Origin of the sequence: Proteus cibi (genome assembly GCF_003144405.1) — a bacterium.
Taxonomy (GTDB): domain Bacteria; phylum Pseudomonadota; class Gammaproteobacteria; order Enterobacterales; family Enterobacteriaceae; genus Proteus; species Proteus cibi.
In genome coordinates, this window is the sequence record NZ_PENW01000026.1 from 42,536 (window position 1) to 63,798 (window position 21,263).

Below are 21,263 nucleotides of genomic sequence, written 5' to 3' on the forward strand. Positions count from 1 at the left end.
TTAACGATCCACATCCGACATTACAAAATCAATACTTCCCAGATACACAATCAAGTCAGAAACCAGACTACCGCGGATAACCGCAGGGATTTGTTGCAAGTGAGCAAAGCTTGGCGTACGAATACGCGTACGGTAGCTCATCGTGCTGCCATCACTCGTTAAGTAATAGCTGTTGATCCCTTTCGTGGCTTCAACCATCTGGAATGATTCATTAGCAGGCATAACTGGACCCCATGAAACCTGTAAGAAGTGGTTAATCATGGTTTCAATATGCTGTAATGTACGCTCTTTCGGTGGAGGCGTTGTCAGTGGATGGTCTGCTTTAAATGGCCCTTCTGGCATGTTTTTATAGCACTGTTCCAGAATACGTAAGCTTTGGCGTAGTTCTTCTACTTTCAGCATGACGCGATCATAACAGTCACCATTGCTTGCGACAGGGATTTCAAATTCAAAGTTTTCATAACCTGAATATGGACGCCACTTACGTACGTCAAACTCAACACCTGTTGCACGAAGACCCGCACCTGTTACCCCCCACTCTAATGCTTCTTTTGCGTTATATGAGGCAACACCGATAGTACGACCTTTCAAGATACTGTTTTGCAGTGCCGCTTTTACGTAAGAATCAAGACGTTTTGGCATCCAATCTAAGAACTCACGTAATAAGCGTTCCCAACCGCGTGGTAAGTCATGAGCAACACCGCCGATACGGAACCATGCTGGGTGCATACGGAATCCAGTAATCGCTTCAACGATATTGTAAACTTTCTGACGGTCAGTAAAGGCAAAGAACACCGGTGTCATTGCACCAACGTCTTGGATAAAGGTACTGATATACAGTAAGTGGCTATTAATACGGAATAGCTCTGACAGCATGACACGAATGACTTTAACGCGCTCGGGCACTTCAATACCGGCAAGTTTTTCAACTGCAAGTACATACGGCATTTCGTTAACGCATCCACCGAGGTATTCGATCCGGTCTGTGTATGGGATATAGCTGTGCCAAGATTGGCGCTCACCCATTTTTTCAGCGCCACGGTGGTGATAACCCACGTCAGGCACACAGTCGACGATTTCCTCGCCATCAAGCTGAAGAATAATACGGAATGCACCGTGAGAGGATGGATGGTTAGGACCAAGGTTTAAGAACATAAAGTCCTCATTCTCAGTACCGCGTTTCATCCCCCACTCTTCAGGTTTGAATGTCAGCGATTCCATTTCCAGATCCTGTTTCTGCTTTGTCAGCACATAAGGATCGAACTCTGTCGCACGAGCAGGATAATCTTTACGCAGTGGATGACCTTCCCAATCAGGAAGCATCATAATACGGCGTAAATTGGGGTGTCCATTAAAGACGATCCCAAACATATCCCAGACTTCACGCTCATACCAATTCGAGTTAGGAAAGAGAGATGTGATAGTCGGCACATTAAGATCATTCTCACTTAATGCGACTTTCAGCATAATATCTTTATTACGATCGATTGATATCAGATGATAGAAAACGGAAAAGTCTGCTGCTGGCAAGCCTTGACGATGCGTACGAAGACGCTCATCAAAACCATGCATATCAAACAGCATGACATAAGGTTTTGGTAAAGATTTGAGGTATAGCATTACCTCAATGAGTTGTTCCCGTTTAACCCAAACAACTGGCATACCAGTACGAGTAGGCTGGAACGTAAACGCATCTGGCCCAAATTTCTGACGCAGTTCATTAACGACCCGATCATCAATATGATCGGTCGTTTCCCACGCTGGCCGAGCGCCTTTTTGCGCTATCTGATCGGTCATTTCTATTCACCACAACTTTGATCAGGGTTACTATGATCGCAACACATTGCTCTGGTTACGTCTTAGGCAAAAGCCTTTAAATTTCGTCAGGAGTACGCAGATTTTTCACTGCAATACGCTCACCGTGTTTTCTTTCTCGTTCTGATTGCATATTGGCACGGTAAACGCCTTGGTCGCCGACAACCCATGATAATGGGCGACGTTCTTTACCAATGGACTCTTGTAATAACATCAGTGCTTGCATGTAAGCTTCAGGGCGTGGCGGGCATCCAGGAATATACACATCAACTGGAATGAACTTATCCACACCTTGCACTACTGAATAGATGTCGTACATACCACCAGAGTTTGCACATGCCCCCATAGAGATAACCCATTTAGGCTCTAACATCTGATCGTATAAACGTTGAATAACGGGTGCCATCTTAGTAAAGCAAGTCCCCGCAACCACCATAAAGTCAGCTTGACGCGGTGATGCACGTAATACTTCTGAACCAAAACGAGCCACGTCATGCACAGCCGTAAATGACGTCACCATTTCAACGTAACAACAGGAAAGACCAAAGTTATATGGCCATAAAGAGTTTTTCCGACCCCAGTTCACAACGTCATGCAACGCATGTTCCAGTTTTCCCATATACACGCTGCGATGAACGTGAGCATCTAATGGGTCACTGACAATTTCCTGTGATTGCAGGGGATAACGGTCATTCTCACCGTTCGGATCTATGCGGGTGAGCGTATAATCCATTTCTAATGCCTCGCTTATTACTGCTGCGGATGTTTGCCGCTGGTTAATCGAACATGGCTTTTACTCGCTGTTTCACGGCGAGAACGAACAGGCGTCCAATCTAATGCGCCTATACGAACCAAATAGAATAATCCAGCTAATAAAATAGCGATGAAGACTGACGCTTCAATAAAGCCTAACCAGCCAACTTCACGAACGGAAACAGCCCAGGCATAAAGAAACAGTGCTTCAACATCGAAAATAACGAAAAACATGGCAACTAAATAGAATTTAGCTGACATGCGCAGACGAGCGCTGCCAACGGAATCAAGACCAGATTCATAAGGAACATGCTTTGCCCTTGCCTGTGCGCGTCCGCCTAAATAGCGGGCACCCAACAACATGAGCGAACATAACCCCAATGCGCCTATGAGGAAGACAGCAAATGCCCAATGGTGGGCGATAACTTCGGTGGTTGTAGACATACTCATTGCTTACTCATCAAAGGTGGTGTCAATTAACCAACTCTTATCCGGCGGTTTACACCACATTTCTAATTACGAAAAAAAAGGGAAATTAAACAGACTTGCTAATTAAAGAAATAATAACAGTCTATTTATACCTTTTTTCTTTTTTAGAAAACTTTGCGACAAATCACTCAGTTTTCCATCGCGATTTAACAAATTTAACACTCATTTTTAACACCCAATTACTGGCTAATGCTAAAACGTGTCAGTCAACCGACAAACTTTATGCTAACACGCTTAGTCTAACCGATAATTCGATTTTACTACACCAGTATCTCAGGAAAAACCTGACTAAACACAGGCAAATGTGCCTTATTTTCTTGATCAAACTCACAAAATAGTCGAAAAAATACTTAATCAGTTTAAAATTTATCCAAATTTTAACAAATTAACTTTCTAATATTGTGGCAGAGGTCAAATATCTGCTTAGATTTACTTTTTTATTCTCTTAAAACCTAGACAATCTTTTTATTTGTTAACAAATCCTACAAGTGATTAACCAAGGGGGAAGGTAAACATTTTTTTAACAAGCAATTAAGGTCGTTATGGAATGAAATGTCACAAAGATAAATACATAAAACAACATAATTATTAACACAATGTTACTATTTCAAAAAATGGCAATAAAAAAACGGGAGTAAATGCACTTCATTGCATCTATTCCCGTTTATCATTATTCATCACTATCCAGTTCTATTTGGCTCTTTCTTAATCTTTAATTTTTGTGTTTTAACGCTAAAAACTCACACAATTATTAATGTGATTATTCAAGTTCAGTAGAGCTAATATCTTCAGTTGCAGTGACGGTATAAGGTGTTTTCTTGTTTTCAATCGCATTGAATACCGTTAACACCGCTTCATTTTGTTCATCAGCGTTACGATACAACCAATATTGTGTTTCAGGTAAACGAGGTAACCCTTCGCTTTCGCCTAAAATACGTAAATCGGCATTTTGCATTTCAAGTGGACGTGCAGTAATACCCACTTCTGCATTCACTGCAGCACGAACAGCAGATAAAGAAGCTGCTTCATAAGCAATACGCCATTGAATTCCAGCATCATCTAACGTATTTGTCGCTAATTGACGGAATGGGTTTGTTTCATCCATGACAACTAAAGGAATAGGTTCATTCATTTGTAATTGGAAGTCTGGCGCACAATGCCATAGTACAGGTGCAGTACGTAACGCTGTACGAGGATGATGACCAATACGGGCTGTTGTTAATGCTAAATCAATTTCATGATTATCTAGCATTGTCTCAATATATTGAGAACGCTTAATGCGTACATCAACCGCTAAACGTGGATACACTGACGCGATACGGTTTAATAAAAATGGTAATAAAGTATCAACAGAATCATCAGAAGCACCAATACGTAGCTCCCCTTCTGCATCGCTATACGTTAATGATGCCGTTGCATCATCGTTAGCACGCAGAATCTGACGCGCATAACCTAACAGTTGTAGACCATGCTCTGTTAAAAGTTTATTACGACCATGACGGGCGAAAAGCTCTCTACCCACCAATTGCTCTAAACGTTGCATCTGCTGACTCACAGCAGATTGGGTGCGACATACAGCAGCAGCAGCTGCCGCAAAAGTGTTCAAATCTGCTACAGCTACAAACGTTCTAAGCAGATCGAGGTCGAGATTCATTATCGGACGATTTGCATTAATCATTGTTTATTCTTCACTTATTTTTGATTTTTAAATTACATATACCTGGTGTTTTATCTCAAAAGTCTAAAAAAGACTTCCGATTCAGACAGTACTCTACTCTGAAAAGGAGAGCAAAGACATACCGAATACTTTACATTTGTTTCTTATCGTTTACACCTCCTAGATAGAAAGGAATTGCATCTTTTTGTAACAAATTAAATTTTATTATCATTTCAAGCATTCACAAGAAAGAACTGTATACCGTCATCACAAGTTAGACTTAGATCATACTATATTGCTTTCTGATTCATAAATTTTAACATTTTGAAAATAATTTAAATTATCTTAACTATGCATTCGAGTTTAAGTATCTTCCCCTATAAACTAAATTTAAGATTTAAATTTAATTTATACTTAAACCAATTGATTGCTATAGAATAAAGTAGATTTAACCATATTATTTGAAAATTTAATATATTAAGTCAGATAATACAAATCCGATAAAATTATTCAATAATTGATTATGCAACATTTCGACTACCTCTCGATTACACCAACTTATTTCTAATCACCACACTAAAAAGCCCCTTTTCAATAGAACAATAACCCAGATTATTTCCTGAAACTGGAACATAATTCCGTCATAAGCAATACATTCAGTCATCAAAATAACATTCTAAGAATAAACTGACCTTTTACACCAAAAATTACCTAGCATCTTCAAAAGTTTGTAACGTAAGAGTAGAGTGATAGAACAGTTATTTGCTGGGACAGCCTTTTCATTTGTATCTTTCTATATGAATAGCAATCGGCGATAAATGTCGCTAAATCGCCATAATCACAATAAAGATACGAGTCAGACCCTATTAGGTAAACGCGCTATGAATCAGATTAAAAAATCAAACAAACTCGAACATGTCTGTTACGACATTAGAGGTCCGGTTTTGCAAGAAGCAAAACGTCTGGAAGAAGAAGGTAACAAAGTTTTAAAACTCAATATTGGTAACCCGGCACCTTTTGGCTTTGAAGCACCTGATGAAATTTTAGTAGATGTGATCCGCAATCTGCCAAGCTCTCAGGGTTATAGTGACTCCAAAGGTCTGTTTTCTGCGCGTAAAGCTATCATGCAGCATTATCAAGCCCGTGATATGCGAGATATCACTGTTGAAGACATCTATATTGGTAATGGTGTTTCTGAGTTAATCGTACAAGCAATGCAAGCCTTATTGAATAATGGCGATGAAATGCTTGTACCTGCTCCAGATTATCCTTTATGGACGGCAGCGGTTTCTCTTTCGGGAGGAAATGCCGTTCACTATATGTGTGATGAGCAACAAGGTTGGTTCCCTGATTTAGACGATATCCGCAGTAAAATTACAAAAAATACCCGCGGTATTGTTATTATCAACCCAAATAATCCGACAGGTGCGGTATATAGCAAAGATATTCTGATGGAAATCGTTGAAATCGCACGCCAACATGATCTGATTATCTTCGCTGACGAGATCTACGATAAAATTCTGTATGACGATGCTCAACATCATTCTATTGCGGCGATGGCACCCGATTTATTAACCGTAACATTTAATGGTTTATCAAAAACCTACCGTGTTGCGGGTTTTCGTCAAGGTTGGATGGTATTAAACGGCCCTAAAAAACATGCTAAAAGCTATATTGAAGGCCTGAATATGTTAGCGTCTATGCGTTTATGCGCCAACGTTCCTATGCAACATGCCATTCAAACTGCATTAGGGGGTTATCAAAGTATTAGTGAATTCATCCTACCAGGTGGTCGTTTATATGAGCAACGTAATCGTGCTTGGGAATTGATTAACCAAATTCCTGGTGTTTCTTGCGTTAAGCCAATGGGTGCTCTTTATATGTTCCCTAAAATTGACTTAAATCGCTACAGTATTAAAGACGATCAGAAAATGATCCTCGATTTATTGTTGCAAGAAAAAGTGCTATTAGTACAAGGAACGGCATTTAACTGGCCACACCCAGACCATTTCCGTATTGTGACCCTTCCACGTGAAGATGATTTAGATATGGCAATTCAAAAATTTGGCCGCTTTATTGTGGGTTATCACCAATAAAATTGTCTGCACCTAAAATAAAACGCAGTATAACAGCCCGTTATATTGCGTTTTTTTATTTTCTTTTTTATTGCCGTTTACATCTACTGATTATCCACTCACAATAATGTCTTCAATCACGCAATTGGGAGATATCATGAGTTATTTTTTTGCCCACCTTTCTCGCTTAAAACTCATTACTCGTTGGCCATTAATGCGTAATATTCGCCAAGAAAATGTCTCTGAGCACAGCTTACAAGTGGCTTTTGTTGCTCATGCACTCGCTGTAATTAAAAATCGGATGTTTAATGGTAATGTTAATGCTGAACGTATTGCATTACAGGCGATGTATCATGACGCCAGTGAAGTCATTACTGGTGATATGCCAACCCCCATAAAATATCACAATCCACAAATTGCTCACGAATATAAAAAAATAGAAAAATACGCACAGCAAAAACTAATTGAAATGTTACCCGAAGAATTACAAGATGATTTTCGCCCTCTTATTGATGAGCAATTACATAGTGAGGAAGAAACATTTATTGTAAAACAAGCCGATAGTCTGTGTGCTTATTTAAAATGCCTTGAAGAGTTAGCAGCCGGTAATAGCGAATTTAATTTAGCGAAAAATCGCTTAGAAAAAACCTTAGCAGAGAGAAATAGCCCTGAAATGGACTATTTTATGAAAGTGTTTGTACCGGGATTTAGTTTATCGCTGGATGAGATTAGTGAGTAAAAAAATCAGCTTATGATGATGTAACATCGTAAGCTGATTTTTCAATCAATATTATTTTTTAAAAGTATTTTTATTACTAATAGACTGGAAGTAAGGCGAACTTTCATACTGAATACGACTAACAGATCCTTCATTTTCTAGTTGAGGTTCATCTGTACGCATCACTGTTGAAATCCACAAATTTTTATTTAAATTTATTTTTTCAGCTTGTGGATTATTATGGTTTTCAAAAAATTTATATTCTATTTCTTGTGGATATTTTGAAATACTTGCTTGAATACTTTCCTTTAATTTATTCGCTGAGGATTTATTATAAGTTTGCCAAGTATTTTTTTTCTCTTCATCTTTACCTAATAATTCTTTCTGTATCTGATTTAAATTTATAGGGTTTTCTATCGTAACATTCGATTTAGTTGCATTAAAAAAATTGGCAATATTATTTTTAATACTATTAATACTGGATGCTAATCTTGAAAAAATTGATTTACTTTTTTCATTATAACCTATACCAACAACTTTTCCGCTATTGTTAGTAGTTTGAAATGTAATACTCATAATTATCTCTTTATCTATAAATAAATGTATAAATAAAGAATACACTTTTAATTGAAAATAATTTTCAAAAAACACACACCCATCAGCGCGACATATTCATCAAATAAAAAACCACCACCAAATAAATAAAAAACGTCGTTTATTAATTAACAAACGACGCTTCAACAACATTCAGCCATTTAGAATGGAAATAATAGCGGGATCAGGAAGACACTAATCAACATCACAATAACCGTAAATGGCACTCCAATCTTAATAAAGTCAGCAAACTTATAACCACCGGGTTCTAAAATAAGTGTATTAACAGGCGATGAAACCGGTGTCATAAATGCTGCGGATGCAGCAACACCAATCACCATTGCAAATGGTAATGGAGAAACATTCATTTGATTCGCAGCCGCTATAGCAATCGGTGCCATTAATACCGCAGTGGCAGTATTGGATATAAACAACCCAATTGATGCACAAAGTATAAATAAACACACCAACATCACTTGAGGACCAGCACTACCCGCCACATCCATCAAACCATTAACAATCAGTTCTATACCGCCTGTTTTTTGTAGTGCCGCAGCAAAAGGCATCATACCGACAATTAAAATAATACTTGGCCAATGAATAGAGCGATAAGCACTTTCCATATCAATACACCGAAATTTCCCCATTAATAAACAGGCAATCAGTGCCGCAATAAAGTTTGGAACTTCATTCGTCACCATTAATGCCACCATTAATGCTAACGAAAACAGTGCATGAGGTGCTTGAGATGAAGCAGGTGCAACAGTTTCAATTTCTGCCGCTAAATTTAACACGATAAAATTACGTGGTTTAGTTGATAAAATACGAATAAGTTTCCAATCACCAATGACTAATAGCACATCACCAAGGCGTAATGGCTCATCAACTATTTTACCGGGTAAGGCATGACCTTCTCGGCGAATAGCAACGACGTTTAACCCATAACGAGTACGGAATTTAATTTCTCTTAATGATTTTCCTAATAATTCTGAGTCAGGATTCATGGATACTTCAGCAAGCCCTACGTCACGAGATTGTTCAGAAAAATATTCGCCTCGCAATACCATCGGCTCGAGCATCTGTTCACGGCAAAATTCACGTAAATCGACATCACTGGCAGACATATCAACTAATAACACATCACGTTCTCTTAATTCAGTGCCACCGGTTGCGCTAACCATCACACGCCGAAACCGCCTCCAACGTTCAATACCGACAACGTTTGCACCATAACGAGAACGTAAGTGTAACTCATCAAGTGAATGACCTACTAGTGGAGAACCTTTACGAATGGCTAGACGACGAGCACGTCCCGCTAACTGATAATCACGAATAAGATCACGGAAAGTACGACGATAAGCTTCTTTTTGCTTACTATTATCGTTATTTCCTAACCACCGACGTACTACCAGCATATATAAAATGCCTGCGAATAATACGGCGATACCAATAGGCGTGATGGAGAAAAACTGAAAACTCGGTAAACCTTCTCTGACTAATTCACTGTTAACAACCATATTAGGCGGTGTTGCCACTAAGGTCATTAATCCACTAATCAATCCAGCAAAACCTAACGGCATCATTAAACGACCTGGCGATGTTTTCATTCGAGCAGCAACACTCAATACAACAGGAATAAAAATGGCAACAACCCCTGTTGAACTCATGAAAGCACCTAAACTTGCAACGCATATCATTAATAGCACAAGCATTTTAACTTCACTGCTACCCGCGACACGAACTAGCCAGTCCCCCATTTGATAAGCCACACCTGTTCTCACTAACCCTTCACCAATAACAAAAAGAGCAGCAATAAGTAATACGTTAGGATCGCTAAATCCTACCGTGGCTTCATTTAATGAGAGTGTACCGCTAAGAACGAATGCGATGATGACAAGTAAAGCGACCACATCCATGCGGATTTTGTTGGTCGTAAAAAGGACAATAGCTATCAATAGCAGGCTTAAAACCCATAATAATTCGCTATTCAAAATGGCCTCGATCAGCAATAAGTGAAAACAGGTTAAGACATCAATTCACTACATTGATAAGTAGACCATTTTTGCAACAATAAGTCTTCTAATATGATCAAAGAAAAGACTATCTTTTGTGCTTTATTACAACCTTTTCAGTTTGCTTTTCAATTTGAATATCATTTAGTGATTCAATAATTAAATGAATCTCATTACGGCGAGGAAGAGAAAGAGGGGCATGAACGGCAACGACTTGACATCCCGCATCTAAACCAGAGTAAATACCCGCGGCGGCATCTTCAAAAACCACACAATCTTGAGGTAATAAACCCAATTTTTTGGCACCTAAAAGATAAGGCTCAGGATTAGGTTTACCTTTGCTAATACATTCTGCAGTAACCCAATACTTAGGTTCAGGAATACCCGTGACAGATTGGCGGGTTGAGGCGATAGGAACAGTACCTGATGTGACAATTGCCCATGGAATATTTAAGTCGTTAAGACGATCAATCAACTCAATAGCCCCCGGAAGCGGTGCTAAGCCTTCGGTTTGTGTTGACTCTAATTTTTCTAACCAACGGAAGGTTTCTGTAATTTCTTGTTCACTCGCATTAGGCATAAAATGGCGAATCGACTCTATAGCAGGCTTTCCATGGATATAGTCATTAATCTCTTGTGTTGAAACACCAACGCGCTCACCAAATAGTGCCCAGCAATGCTCAACGACAGGTAATGAATCGACTAATGTACCGTCTAAATCAAACAGAAAACCTTTACATGTGATCGCCATTTTTTATCTCTACCTTTCAGTGATGTGTTATCTATTACGTATTGATATTACGCATTAAGTATTTGCTGAATTTCAACAACGCTAAGGTGATATTGACGAGGACATGCTAACCAAACAGCAAGCATTCTTTGGTATTTTTCCCACATGGGTGTTTGAGAGTTAAAACCATGACTACCACTATCGAAATGCGTGTAACGCCCTTCTGTATTCACCATAAAACGTACATAGCTAAGATAGCGGGATTCTGTCGCCGCATCAAAGCCTATAAATGCAACACGGCGTGCATCTGGCATCTCTTGTTCTTTTAAGTTATCACGAGAAACTTGCAGTGCATGGTACATTTCCATGACGTTAATAATGGTACGGCAAGTCTCTTCTGACATTTCATCGAAATCACGATCAAGTTCACGTAATTGTAATCCATAACCGCGTTCAATAATTGTCTGATAGCGACGATAACGTTCAGCGTTATCAGGATCCATCATTGTCATCATTTTATACTGATTAGAGAGGATCAAGCGTTGTGCGTGTGTCATTTCCATCATTAATTCTCCAAAGAAATTATTGGAAGGATCATGTCATTAATCAAAAGTATTGAGTAGTGTTAACTACGCGTTTTTTGATCTCAACGGGGTAATTCAGATGACAATCATGACAAACGAAGAAGGTAGAACAAATGTTCTACACATCATCAAGAAAAGAGCGATCAAGTTGCTTAAAAGCGCGTTTTAATAAATGGGCTAAAGAAAGGTAAGTTGGCGTTTGCTCCACAGGGGCTAAAGCGATGCCGGCTTCTTCAAATTTCTCACGAATTTCATAAAACCAGCGTAATAACGTTGCTGGCAGTGGCGTTGCTGCACGTTTACCTAACCACCATAATCCTTGTATTGGCAAGCTACAAGCAAAGAGCGCTGTGGCAATTGCTGGTCCTAAATTGCCGCCTAATGCGATTTGCCATGTCATTGTAAAAATGGCAATCGGTGGCATATAGCGAATACCAAAGCGTGTGGCTTTGACAATACGATTTTCAGGGAAAACAGGCGCTAACTGTTTTTCAACCGGCCAGGTTTTTAAATACTCGTTCCCCAAACGAAGCTTCTTAAAAAAGCCGGGGGGAGTCACTGTCGGTTCGCTCATAATGACCTCAATCAATTTCTTCTGTAACTTTTAAAAAATATCTATAAAGAATAAAAATCTTTTAGTAGAATTAAGTATATTTTGTCTTTGTTGCCTTTACTCTGTATCCTGTGCCCATTCTAAAGGTTTGTGGCAATAAAGCGCTATATTTTGTTTGCCGGCGTGATTTTCAACCCTTTTCGCCGATTTTAACGCGAAAAGCTAATGGGTGAATAAAAATCGTCCAATTAATGATTGGCAACTATAATTAGCATCAAGTTTTTTACTTTAAGCATGATGCGCGTCATTAATGTCATCATAGGAATGCGATAGGCTTTTATGATTGACGTTTTATTAACCACCGTCTTTATAATATAAAAGACACTACGACAACAAGATAAATAGGTAATTCCATGTCAAGTAAGCTGGTGCTGGTACTGAACTGCGGTAGTTCTTCTCTTAAATTTGCAATTATCAACCCAGAAAATGGTGAAGAATTCCTGTCAGGTTTGGCTGAATGCTTCAACCTTCCTGAAGCCCGCCTGAAGTGGAAAATGGATGGCCAGAAACACGAAGCTGCGTTAGGCGCAGGTGCTGCTCATAGCGAAGCATTAAACTTCATCGTAAATACTATTCTGGCTCAAAAACCAGAACTTTCTGCACAAATCGCGTCTATTGGTCACCGTATTGTTCATGGTGGCGAGAAATTCACTAAATCTGTCGTGATCACTGACGAAGTTATCAAAGGTATTGAAGCAGCTATCCCATTTGCACCATTGCATAACCCAGCTCACCTTATTGGTATTGAAGAAGCGCGTAAAGCATTCCCTCATTTAATTGAAAAAATGGTTGCTGTTTTTGACACTGCGTTCCATCAAACAATGCCAGAAGAAGCTTATTTGTATGCTCTGCCATACAGCTTATATAAAGATCACAGCATCCGTCGTTACGGAGCTCACGGTACTAGCCATTTCTACGTTTCTCGTGAAGCCGCTAAAATGTTAAACAAACCTGTTGATGAACTGAACGTAATCACTTGCCACTTAGGTAATGGTGGTTCTGTTTCTGCTGTCGTTAACGGTAAATGTGTTGATACTTCTATGGGTCTGACTCCATTAGAAGGTTTAGTCATGGGAACACGTAGTGGTGATATCGATCCTGCTATCGTATTCCATTTACATGACACTTTAGGTATGAGCGTTGAAGACATCAACAAACTGCTGACTAAAGAATCTGGTCTGTTAGGTTTAACAGAAGTCACTAGTGACTGCCGTTATGTTGAAGATAACTACGATACTAAAGCAGATGCTAAACGTGCAATGGACGTTTACTGCCACCGTTTAGCGAAATACATCGGTTCTTACTGTGCACTGATGGAAGGTCGTTTAGATGCCATTATCTTTACTGGCGGTATCGGTGAAAACGCAGCAATGGTACGTGAATTATCACTGAAAAAACTGGCGCTGTTAGGTTTTGAAGTTGATCATCAACGTAACTTAGATGCACGTTTCGGTAAATCAGGCACTATCACTACCGATAACAGCCGTCTTGCTGTTGTTATCCCAACTAACGAAGAGTTAGTTATCGCTCAGGATGCAAGTCGCCTGACCGCTTAAGTTCTTTGATGTACTGCCAGTGTCATACTGGCAGTACTGTTTTACATAACGAGCAACCGATATTTAAAGAGGTTTCCGTGTCCCGTACAATTATGCTAGTCCCAACTGATACACGCGTAGGTTTAACCAGCGTCAGCTTGGGTGTTATCCGTTCTATGGAACAAAAAGGCGTTAGCCTTAGCGTGTTCAAGCCAATTGCACAACCTCGTGTAAAAGGCGCGTTAGATCAGACAACTGCGATTATCCGCTCTCACTCCACTATTCAATCATCAGAACCTTTAAACATGGATTATGTTGAGTCTCTACTCAGCTCAAACCAAAAAGATGTTTTGATGGAAGAAATTGTTGCTAGATACCATGAAAATACCGCTGATGCAGAAGTTATTCTCATTGAAGGTCTGGTACCTATGCGTAAGCACCCTTTTGCACAATCATTAAACTATGAAATTGCAAAAACATTAGGTGCTGAAATTGTTTTCGTTACTGCATTAGGTAACAACACGGTTGAACAGTTAAAAGAGCGTATCGAATTTGCTCGTGCTGAGTTCGGCGGTGTAAAAAACCAAAATATCACAGGTGTTATTGTTAACAAATTAAATGCTCCTGTTGATGATCAAGGCCGTACTCGCCCTGACTTATCTGAAATCTTTGATGATTCAAGTAAAGCGATTATCTCTAATGTCGATTTAAAAACCATCGAAAAAAATAGCCCACTGCCTTTACTGGGTTGCATTCCATGGAACTTCGATTTAATCGCCACTCGTGCAACAGATATGGCAAAACACTTAAATGCGACTATCGTCAATAAAGGCGATATTGAAACCCGTCGTATTAAGTCTGTCACTTTCTGTGCCCGCAGTATTCCACACATGTTAGAGCATTTCCGTCCTGGTTCACTGTTAGTGACTTCAGCGGATCGCCCTGATGTATTAGTTTCAGCATGCCTTGCAGCAATGAATGGCGTTGAAATTGGTGCAATTCTACTCACTGGTGGCTACCAAATCGATGCACCAATCAAACAACTTTGTGAACGTGCATTCGAAACTGGCTTACCTATCTTTATGGTTAATGCAAACACTTGGCAGACCTCTTTAAATCTGCAAAGTTTTAGCTTAGAAGTGCCTGCTGATGACCATGAACGTATTGAAAAAATTCAGAACTACGTTGCTCAACATATCAATACTCAATGGATTGATTCACTGACTGCGAACTCTGAACGCCCTAACCGTTTATCACCACCTGCATTCCGTTATCAATTAACAGAATTAGCGCGTAAAGCGAAAAAACGTATCGTTTTACCAGAAGGTGATGAGCCACGTACTGTTAAAGCCGCCGCAATTTGTGCTGATCGTGGTATCGCCACTTGCGTACTGTTAGGCGATCCTGAAGAAATTCGTCGCGTAGCAACCGCACAAGGTGTTGAATTAGGCACAGGTATTGAGTTGGTCAATCCTAAAGAAGTCCGTGAAATCTATGTACCTCGTTTAGTTGAACTGCGCAAAAACAAAGGGATGACAGAAGTTGTTGCTCGTGAACAGTTAGAAGATAACGTTGTTCTCGGCACATTAATGCTGGAAAAAGGCGAAGTAGATGGCCTAGTTTCTGGTGCTGTTCATACCACTGCTAACACTATTCGCCCACCACTACAGTTAATCAAAACTGCACCAGGTAGCTCATTAGTGTCTTCTGTGTTCTTTATGCTGTTACCAGAACAAGTTTATGTTTATGGTGACTGTGCAATTAATCCAGATCCAACAGCAGAACAATTGGCTGAAATCGCAATTCAATCTGCAGATTCTGCCATTGCATTCGGTATCGACCCACGTGTTGCAATGATCTCTTACTCTACTGGTAACTCAGGTGCAGGTAGTGATGTAGAGAAAGTTCGTGAAGCGACACGTTTAGCACAAGAAAAACGCCCTGATCTGATGATTGATGGTCCTTTACAATACGACGCGGCTGTTATGGCTGACGTTGCTAAATCTAAAGCGCCAAATTCACCTGTTGCAGGTAAAGCGACTGTGTTTATCTTCCCTGATCTGAACACCGGTAACACCACTTATAAAGCGGTACAACGTTCAGCTGACTTGGTTTCAATCGGACCAATGTTACAAGGTATGCGTAAACCAGTGAATGACCTTTCTCGTGGTGCATTAGTGGACGATATCGTCTACACCGTTGCGTTAACAGCAATTCAAGCAAGCCAACAAGAAAACGCATAATTACTGAAGTTCGCTTCAATTAGAACAACGCCAGATGATTGATTTCATCTGGCGTTTTTTATTCTACGGATTTTCTATTTAACTAAAATCCGAGACAGTCTCAAATCACACAACTTGACTCCATCTCCTTTATAAAGGAGTGTCAATAGAAAACCCACCTATAAACACCCCACATAAAAACAAATAACACATTGATTTTAATCGTTTATTTATATTATTTTTATTCAAAAAAAGATAGGAATGAGGTGGGTTTCTGTTAGTATGCAGGTGGGTGCTTGGATCATTTTGGTTCAAGCATTTGCGAGCGCCAAAAAGACGAAAGCCCCGAATTCTATTTTATTAAAATCCGAGGCAGTCTCAAACCAGACAACTTGATTCTGTCTCCTTTATAAAGGAGAGTCAAGAGAAATGACTAAATTTGCCCTGATAGGGCTGATTGCTGTCTGCATGACAGCACTGTGTTTATCATTACTTAGACATGAAAGATTATGCTCTTTCAATATTCGTAGTGGTCATACAGTAGTTCAAGCGACTTTATCTTGCGATAAATAGCTTTGTGGGGGAACTTTCCCCCACAATTTCTCATGACACGTTGTTGCGTTTTGTGGTTACAAGCACCCTACTTTAATGACTGACAATACACAGATGAGTACCCCACTTCTTCCCCCTCTCTTTTACTCTTATTTTCACAATGATAAAAACAAATAACACATTGATTTTACTTATTTATTTAGACTATTTTTATTCAAAAAAAGATAGGAATGAGGTGGGTTTCTGTTAGTATGCAGGTGGGTGCTTGGATCATTTTGGTTCAAGCATTTGCGAGCGCCAAAAAGACGAAAGCCCCGAATTCTATTTTATTAAAATCCGAGGCAGTCTCAAACCAGACAACTTGATTCTGTCTCCTTTATAAAGGAGAGTCAAGAGAAATGACTAAATTTGCCCTGATAGGGCTGATTGCTGTCTGCATGACAGCACTGTGTTTATCATTACTTAGACATGAAAGATTATGCTCTTTCAATATTCGTAGTGGTCATACAGTAGTTCAAGCGACTTTATCTTGCGATAAATAGCTTTGTGGGGGAACTTTCCCCCACAATTTCTCATGACACGTTGTTGCGTTTTGTGGTTACAAGCACCCTACTTTAATGACTGACAATACACAGATGAGTACCCCACTTCTTCCCCCTCTCTTTTACTCTTATTTTCACAATGATAAAAACAAATAACACATTGATTTTACTTATTTATTTAGACTATTTTTATTCAAAAAAAGATAGGAATGAGGTGGGTTTCTGTTAGTATGCAGGTGGGTGCTTGGATCATTTTGGTTCAAGCATTTGCGAGCGCCAAAAAGACGAAAGCCCCGAATTTTAATTTACTAAAATCCGAGGCAGTCTCAACACCGACAATTTGATTCTGTCTCCTTTAAAAAGGAGAGTCAAGAGAAATGACTAAATTTGCCCTGATAGGGCTGATTGCTGTCTGCGTGACAGCACTGTGTTTATCATTACTTAGACATGAAAGATTATGCTCTTTCAATATTCGTAGTGGTCATACAGTAGTTCAAGCGACTTTATCTTGCGATAAATAGCTTTGTGGGGGAACTTTCCCCCACAATTTCTCATGACACGTTGTTGCGTTTTGTGGTTACAAGCACCCTACTTTAATGACTGACAATACACAGATGAGTACCCCACTTCCCCCCTCTCTTTTACTCTTATTTTTACAATGATAAAAACAACTAACATATTGATTTAACTAATATATTTACACTATTTTTATTCAGAAAAAGATAGGAATGAGGTGGGTTTCTGTTAGTATGCAGGTGGGTGCTTGGATCATTTTGGTTCAAGCATTTGCGAGCGCCAAAAAGACGAAAGCCCCGAATTCTATTTTATTAAAATTCGAGGCAGTCTCAACGCCCAACAACGTCGATTCTGTCTCCTTTAAAAAGGAGAGTCAAGAGAAACCCCACCCATAAACACCTCATATGAAAACAAATAACACATTGATTTTACTTATTTATTTAGACTATTTTTATTCAAAAAAAGATCGGAATGAGGTCGATTTCTGTTAGTATGCAGGTGGGTGCTTGGATCATTTTGGTTCAAGCATTTGCGAGCGCCAAAAAGACGAAAGCCCCGAATTCTATTTTATTAAAATTCGAGGCAGTCTCAAGACCTCAACAACTTGATTCTGTCTCCTTTAAAAAGGAGAGTCAAGAGAAATGACTAAATTTGCCCTGATAGGGCTGATTGCTGTCTACATGACAGCACTGTGTTTATCACTACTTAGGCATGAAAGATTATGCTCTTTCAATATTCGTAGTGGTCATACAGTAGTTCAAGCGACTTTATCTTGCGATAAATAGCTTTGTGGGGGAGCTTTCCCCCACAATTTCTCATAACACGTTTTTGCGTTTTGTGATTACAAGCCCCCTACTTTAATCAACTAGCACACGTTGATTAGTTGCGCCCCATAAAATCGACATTTCAGTAAATAGTGCACCACTAATATCTTCAACCTCTTCAGCAGTGATTTCGCTATTACCTTGCTTACCAAAGAACACTACTTCATCCCCTGATTTGATATTTTTAAGATCTGTAATATCAACAATCACCGTATTCATCGACGTTTTACCTAACACAGGTACACGTTGACCACCAATTAATGCATGTCCTGCATTACTGAATACTCGACGATAACCATCAGCATAACCAACGGGAATATTGGCTAATACAGAGTCACGTTTTAGTGTGTAAGTACGGTCATAACCCACTGTATTGCCTTTAGGGTAATAATTGATTGATGCGATATTTGATTTAAACGTCATCACACGTTTGTAGTCTGTACTTGCAATCGTATCACCATAGAAAATACCGCCTACGCGCACCATATCTAACCATGATTCAGGTACGGTAATTGTGGCAAACGTATTTGCCATATGCAGAGTGACATCTTTACGATTTAACCCTGTAACTTCCAATACTTTTTGTGATTGCTGTTTAAAACGAGCTAGGTCTTCTCTTACTTTATCAGCATCTTCTTCAGGGTAATGAGACATTATGCCAACCACTTTTAAGTTAGCTAATTGGGCAATTTGCTTTGCTTCTTCAAGCCCAGTTTTGTTATTTACTTCTAACCCATTACGCGACATTCCACCTGAATTTAACGCTAAATGAATAGGGATCACTCTATTTTGTTGTTTAGCAATAGCATCTAATTTTTTAGCCATATCTAAGTTACCAATCAATTCTTCCACGTTGTAACTTGTCGCCTGAGCCATTTCTTGCTCTGTGGCATTACGTACACGCATTAAACGTCCTTGGAATCCTAGATCACGAACTTCTTTTAGTTCTTGGTTATTTGTTACACCAATGCATTGCACATTATTTTCAATCATTACCGGTGCAACGAGTGATAAATCGTGACCATACGCATCCCCTTTTAATACCGCACAAAGAGAAGATTTATCGCCTAACAGCGATTGAACTTTCTTCACATTAAACTCAAGCGCACTACGTGAAATTTCAATCCATGAGTTATGAACAATTGCAGGTTGAACCAGAGCCGTTTCAGTCACGGGTGGATTATGGCTCACCGGTTGTTGGCAAGCAGTGATAACAAAAAGTGGTAACAACGCAAGATATCGAATACCAAAAGACATCTTATTTTTCCTTAGTGATTGTGATGTAAACCTATTTTTATAATTAATTAGGTACGAAAATATACACACAGTGAATATTCACTCAGGATAATAGCATTTTTATTCATGAAATAAACATATAAATTCATATGAAAATTTTGTAAAAAAAACGCCCCAATGAATTAATTTCAATGAGGCGTTTATATATCTTAATTATTAAAATAATCAGCGAACGATAATACCTAACAAGATCCCGATAACACCGAAATCTGCATCACTAAATGTGGTGTTAGCAATACCGATATCACCAAGTACGGGTAACAGGAATACAGGTAAGAAGGTAATTAATAAACCTTGAACGAATGCGCCTAAAATAGCGCCACGGCGTCCACCAGTCGCATTACCAAATACCCCTGCTGTTGCACCTACAAAGAAGTGAGGAACAACACCTGGAATGATCACCGTCCAATCTAAGGCATAAAGGATGAACATGCCGATAACACCGGCAGCAAAGCTACTCAAAAAACCCACTAATACTGCATTAGGTGCATAAGGAAATACGACTGGGCAGTCTAAAGCGGGTTTGGCATTAGGGACTAACTTATCAGAAATACCTTTAAATGCAGGAACAATTTCAGCAATCACCATACGCACACCTTGCAGAATAATATAAACCCCTGCTGCAAAGGTTATAGATTGCATCAATGAGAACATAAACCAGTTTTTACCGCCACTGACTTCACGAACAAAGGCATCGCCCGCAAATAAACAGGTAATGATAAAAATAATGCCCATAGTGAAAGCAATAGCAACGGGTGTATCACGTAAAAAGAGTAAGCTTTTAGGTACATTCATCTCTTCTGTTGAATGCTCTTTATTACCAAATTTACTACCAATAAAACCGGCAACAACATAAGAGATAGTCGAGAAATGCCCTAATGCCACATCATCAGAGCCAGTAATTTTTTTCATATAAGGATGTGCAATGGCAGGGAAAAACACCATTGAAATCCCAACAACTAATGAACCTACCGCAACTAATACGGTGCCTTCTAAACCCGCGGTTGCCAAAATAACCGCCACCATCATCGACATAAATAATGTATGGTGACCTGTTAAGAAAATAAATTTCCACGGCGTTAAGCGTGCAATTAAGATATTAATCAACATGGCAAAAAACATAATTAATGCCATTTCTTTACCAAAGCTTTTTTGTGCAATAGAGACAATCGCCTCATTATTAGGCACAACGCCTTGAATACCAAATGCATGTTGGAAAATCGTTGAGAAATCACCCAATGAATTAATAACAAGACCTGCACCAGCACCTAAAATCACAAAACCCATAATGGTTTTTACGGTGCCTTTAATACATTCTGTCACTGGTTTTTTTTGGGCAATTAAACCAATCAATGCTATCAAACCGACTAAAATAGCGGGCTCTGAAAGCACATCACTCATTAGAAAGCGGAAAAAGTCCATGATAGGCTCCTTATAACGCGCCTAATTCACGTAACGCGACTGAAAGCTTCTCTTTCATCGCCACTTTATCAATCATGTTATCCAGTGAAACAACCTTTCCATTGACTGCTTGTGAATTAAGTTGTTCTGCAATATCACGCGTACCTACATAGATATCACTTGGTGTGCCTTTTGCTGAACCCAGATCAACATGATCGACTTCAGCATTTACAGAAAGATCGTTTAAAATGCTTTTGATGCTCATTTCCATCATTAAGCTACTACCTAAACCATTTCCACACACAACAGTAATTTTCATGATATTCCCCTTGGTA

20 protein-coding genes are annotated in these 21,263 nt (G+C 39.3%); 8 read left to right on the plus strand and 12 right to left on the minus strand.

The features are described 5' to 3' along the window. From nuoC to hexA, 4 genes are all read right to left on the minus strand, one after another. A complete protein-coding gene (gene nuoC, locus DK865_RS13895) occupies window positions 1-1,797 on the minus strand; it encodes an NADH-quinone oxidoreductase subunit C/D (protein ID WP_109392197.1) in 1,797 nt (598 codons plus the stop codon). A gap of 76 nt (window positions 1,798-1,873) precedes the next feature. Then, entirely contained in the window at window positions 1,874-2,548 is a 675-nt protein-coding gene (locus DK865_RS13900) for a NuoB/complex I 20 kDa subunit family protein (protein ID WP_004243697.1), read from the minus strand. A 17-nt stretch (window positions 2,549-2,565) separates the two neighbouring features. Then, window positions 2,566-3,018: an NADH-quinone oxidoreductase subunit A gene (locus DK865_RS13905; protein WP_036912633.1), complete on the minus strand. Its 453-nt coding sequence runs from the start codon at window positions 3,016-3,018 to the stop codon at window positions 2,566-2,568. 799 nt (window positions 3,019-3,817) lie between these two features. Beyond that, window positions 3,818-4,735, minus strand: a complete 918-nt coding sequence (gene hexA / locus DK865_RS13915) for a transcriptional regulator HexA (RefSeq protein WP_023581724.1) — start codon at window positions 4,733-4,735, stop codon at window positions 3,818-3,820. A gap of 860 nt (window positions 4,736-5,595) precedes the next feature. Here hexA and DK865_RS13920 point away from each other — a divergent pair. Continuing rightward, on the plus strand, window positions 5,596-6,810 hold the full coding sequence (locus tag DK865_RS13920; protein WP_036913442.1) for a pyridoxal phosphate-dependent aminotransferase: 1,215 nt from the start codon (window positions 5,596-5,598) through the stop codon (window positions 6,808-6,810). A 136-nt stretch (window positions 6,811-6,946) separates the two neighbouring features. Continuing rightward, window positions 6,947-7,528: a 5'-deoxynucleotidase gene (gene yfbR / locus DK865_RS13925; RefSeq protein ID WP_036912630.1), complete on the plus strand. Its 582-nt coding sequence runs from the start codon at window positions 6,947-6,949 to the stop codon at window positions 7,526-7,528. A gap of 51 nt (window positions 7,529-7,579) precedes the next feature. On the opposite strand, the gene DK865_RS13930 is transcribed toward yfbR, so the two are convergent. The 5 genes from DK865_RS13930 to yfbV form a co-directional block, all read right to left on the minus strand. Next, window positions 7,580-8,083: a hypothetical protein gene (locus tag DK865_RS13930; RefSeq protein WP_109392198.1), complete on the minus strand. Its 504-nt coding sequence runs from the start codon at window positions 8,081-8,083 to the stop codon at window positions 7,580-7,582. Between the two features lie 179 nt (window positions 8,084-8,262). Continuing rightward, on the minus strand, window positions 8,263-10,092 hold the full coding sequence (locus DK865_RS13935; protein ID WP_036912620.1) for an SLC13 family permease: 1,830 nt from the start codon (window positions 10,090-10,092) through the stop codon (window positions 8,263-8,265). Window positions 10,093-10,201: 109 nt separating this feature from the next. Beyond that, window positions 10,202-10,864, minus strand: a complete 663-nt coding sequence (locus DK865_RS13940; protein WP_023581719.1) for a sugar phosphatase — start codon at window positions 10,862-10,864, stop codon at window positions 10,202-10,204. Window positions 10,865-10,911: 47 nt separating this feature from the next. Next, window positions 10,912-11,406, minus strand: a complete 495-nt coding sequence (locus DK865_RS13945; RefSeq protein ID WP_036913439.1) for a YfbU family protein — start codon at window positions 11,404-11,406, stop codon at window positions 10,912-10,914. Between the two features lie 139 nt (window positions 11,407-11,545). Then, window positions 11,546-12,001, minus strand: coding sequence for a terminus macrodomain insulation protein YfbV (yfbV, locus tag DK865_RS13950; RefSeq protein WP_023581717.1), 456 nt, complete (start codon window positions 11,999-12,001; stop codon window positions 11,546-11,548). Between the two features lie 392 nt (window positions 12,002-12,393). Between yfbV and ackA the strand changes: the two genes are divergently transcribed. The 6 genes from ackA to DK865_RS13980 all read left to right on the plus strand — a co-directional run bounded on the left by ackA (window position 12,394) and on the right by DK865_RS13980 (window position 18,192). Then, window positions 12,394-13,596 (plus strand): acetate kinase, encoded by a 1,203-nt coding sequence (ackA, locus tag DK865_RS13955; RefSeq protein WP_023581716.1) that lies wholly within the window; start codon window positions 12,394-12,396, stop codon window positions 13,594-13,596. A gap of 77 nt (window positions 13,597-13,673) precedes the next feature. Beyond that, the gene (gene pta, locus DK865_RS13960; RefSeq protein WP_036912616.1) at window positions 13,674-15,818 is read left to right on the plus strand and encodes a phosphate acetyltransferase; all 2,145 of its coding nucleotides are present in this window, start codon (window positions 13,674-13,676) and stop codon (window positions 15,816-15,818) included. A gap of 408 nt (window positions 15,819-16,226) precedes the next feature. Beyond that, window positions 16,227-16,370 carry a Hok/Gef family protein gene (locus tag DK865_RS13965; RefSeq protein ID WP_071788551.1) on the plus strand — a complete coding sequence of 48 codons (144 nt, stop codon included), beginning with the start codon at window positions 16,227-16,229 and terminating at the stop codon, window positions 16,368-16,370. Window positions 16,371-16,747: 377 nt separating this feature from the next. Further along, a complete protein-coding gene (locus DK865_RS13970; protein ID WP_071788551.1) occupies window positions 16,748-16,891 on the plus strand; it encodes a Hok/Gef family protein in 144 nt (47 codons plus the stop codon). A gap of 377 nt (window positions 16,892-17,268) precedes the next feature. Further along, window positions 17,269-17,412, plus strand: a complete 144-nt coding sequence (locus tag DK865_RS13975) for a Hok/Gef family protein (RefSeq protein ID WP_109392199.1) — start codon at window positions 17,269-17,271, stop codon at window positions 17,410-17,412. A 636-nt stretch (window positions 17,413-18,048) separates the two neighbouring features. Beyond that, window positions 18,049-18,192 carry a Hok/Gef family protein gene (locus DK865_RS13980; protein ID WP_109392200.1) on the plus strand — a complete coding sequence of 48 codons (144 nt, stop codon included), beginning with the start codon at window positions 18,049-18,051 and terminating at the stop codon, window positions 18,190-18,192. A 72-nt stretch (window positions 18,193-18,264) separates the two neighbouring features. On the opposite strand, the gene alr is transcribed toward DK865_RS13980, so the two are convergent. The 3 genes from alr to DK865_RS13995 all read right to left on the minus strand — a co-directional run bounded on the left by alr (window position 18,265) and on the right by DK865_RS13995 (window position 21,247). Next, window positions 18,265-19,488, minus strand: a complete 1,224-nt coding sequence (gene alr, locus DK865_RS13985; RefSeq protein ID WP_109392201.1) for an alanine racemase — start codon at window positions 19,486-19,488, stop codon at window positions 18,265-18,267. Between the two features lie 204 nt (window positions 19,489-19,692). Beyond that, window positions 19,693-20,949 (minus strand): PTS ascorbate transporter subunit IIC, encoded by a 1,257-nt coding sequence (locus tag DK865_RS13990; protein ID WP_099073795.1) that lies wholly within the window; start codon window positions 20,947-20,949, stop codon window positions 19,693-19,695. A gap of 10 nt (window positions 20,950-20,959) precedes the next feature. Then, a complete protein-coding gene (locus DK865_RS13995) occupies window positions 20,960-21,247 on the minus strand; it encodes a PTS sugar transporter subunit IIB (RefSeq protein ID WP_023581700.1) in 288 nt (95 codons plus the stop codon). Window positions 21,248-21,263 lie beyond the last annotated feature (16 nt).

Excerpts from the sequence above, each read along its gene's own strand:
- yfbR (WP_036912630.1), top strand. The coding sequence starts at position 6,947 with ATGAGTTATTTTTTTGCCCACCTTTCTCGCTTAAAACTCATTACTCGT.
- DK865_RS13995 (WP_023581700.1), bottom strand. The coding sequence starts at position 21,247 with ATGAAAATTACTGTTGTGTGTGGAAATGGTTTAGGTAGTAGCTTAATG.
- DK865_RS13945 (WP_036913439.1), bottom strand. The coding sequence starts at position 11,406 with ATGGAAATGACACACGCACAACGCTTGATCCTCTCTAATCAGTATAAA.
- DK865_RS13900 (WP_004243697.1), bottom strand. The coding sequence starts at position 2,548 with ATGGATTATACGCTCACCCGCATAGATCCGAACGGTGAGAATGACCGT.
- DK865_RS13905 (WP_036912633.1), bottom strand. The coding sequence starts at position 3,018 with ATGAGTATGTCTACAACCACCGAAGTTATCGCCCACCATTGGGCATTT.
- ackA (WP_023581716.1), top strand. The coding sequence starts at position 12,394 with ATGTCAAGTAAGCTGGTGCTGGTACTGAACTGCGGTAGTTCTTCTCTT.
- DK865_RS13980 (WP_109392200.1), top strand. The coding sequence starts at position 18,049 with ATGACTAAATTTGCCCTGATAGGGCTGATTGCTGTCTACATGACAGCA.
- DK865_RS13990 (WP_099073795.1), bottom strand. The coding sequence starts at position 20,949 with ATGGACTTTTTCCGCTTTCTAATGAGTGATGTGCTTTCAGAGCCCGCT.
- hexA (WP_023581724.1), bottom strand. The coding sequence starts at position 4,735 with ATGATTAATGCAAATCGTCCGATAATGAATCTCGACCTCGATCTGCTT.
- DK865_RS13930 (WP_109392198.1), bottom strand. The coding sequence starts at position 8,083 with ATGAGTATTACATTTCAAACTACTAACAATAGCGGAAAAGTTGTTGGT.
- yfbV (WP_023581717.1), bottom strand. The coding sequence starts at position 12,001 with ATGAGCGAACCGACAGTGACTCCCCCCGGCTTTTTTAAGAAGCTTCGT.
- nuoC (WP_109392197.1), bottom strand. The coding sequence starts at position 1,797 with ATGACCGATCAGATAGCGCAAAAAGGCGCTCGGCCAGCGTGGGAAACG.
- DK865_RS13975 (WP_109392199.1), top strand. The coding sequence starts at position 17,269 with ATGACTAAATTTGCCCTGATAGGGCTGATTGCTGTCTGCGTGACAGCA.
- DK865_RS13965 (WP_071788551.1), top strand. The coding sequence starts at position 16,227 with ATGACTAAATTTGCCCTGATAGGGCTGATTGCTGTCTGCATGACAGCA.
- DK865_RS13920 (WP_036913442.1), top strand. The coding sequence starts at position 5,596 with ATGAATCAGATTAAAAAATCAAACAAACTCGAACATGTCTGTTACGAC.
- DK865_RS13970 (WP_071788551.1), top strand. The coding sequence starts at position 16,748 with ATGACTAAATTTGCCCTGATAGGGCTGATTGCTGTCTGCATGACAGCA.
- DK865_RS13940 (WP_023581719.1), bottom strand. The coding sequence starts at position 10,864 with ATGGCGATCACATGTAAAGGTTTTCTGTTTGATTTAGACGGTACATTA.
- alr (WP_109392201.1), bottom strand. The coding sequence starts at position 19,488 with ATGTCTTTTGGTATTCGATATCTTGCGTTGTTACCACTTTTTGTTATC.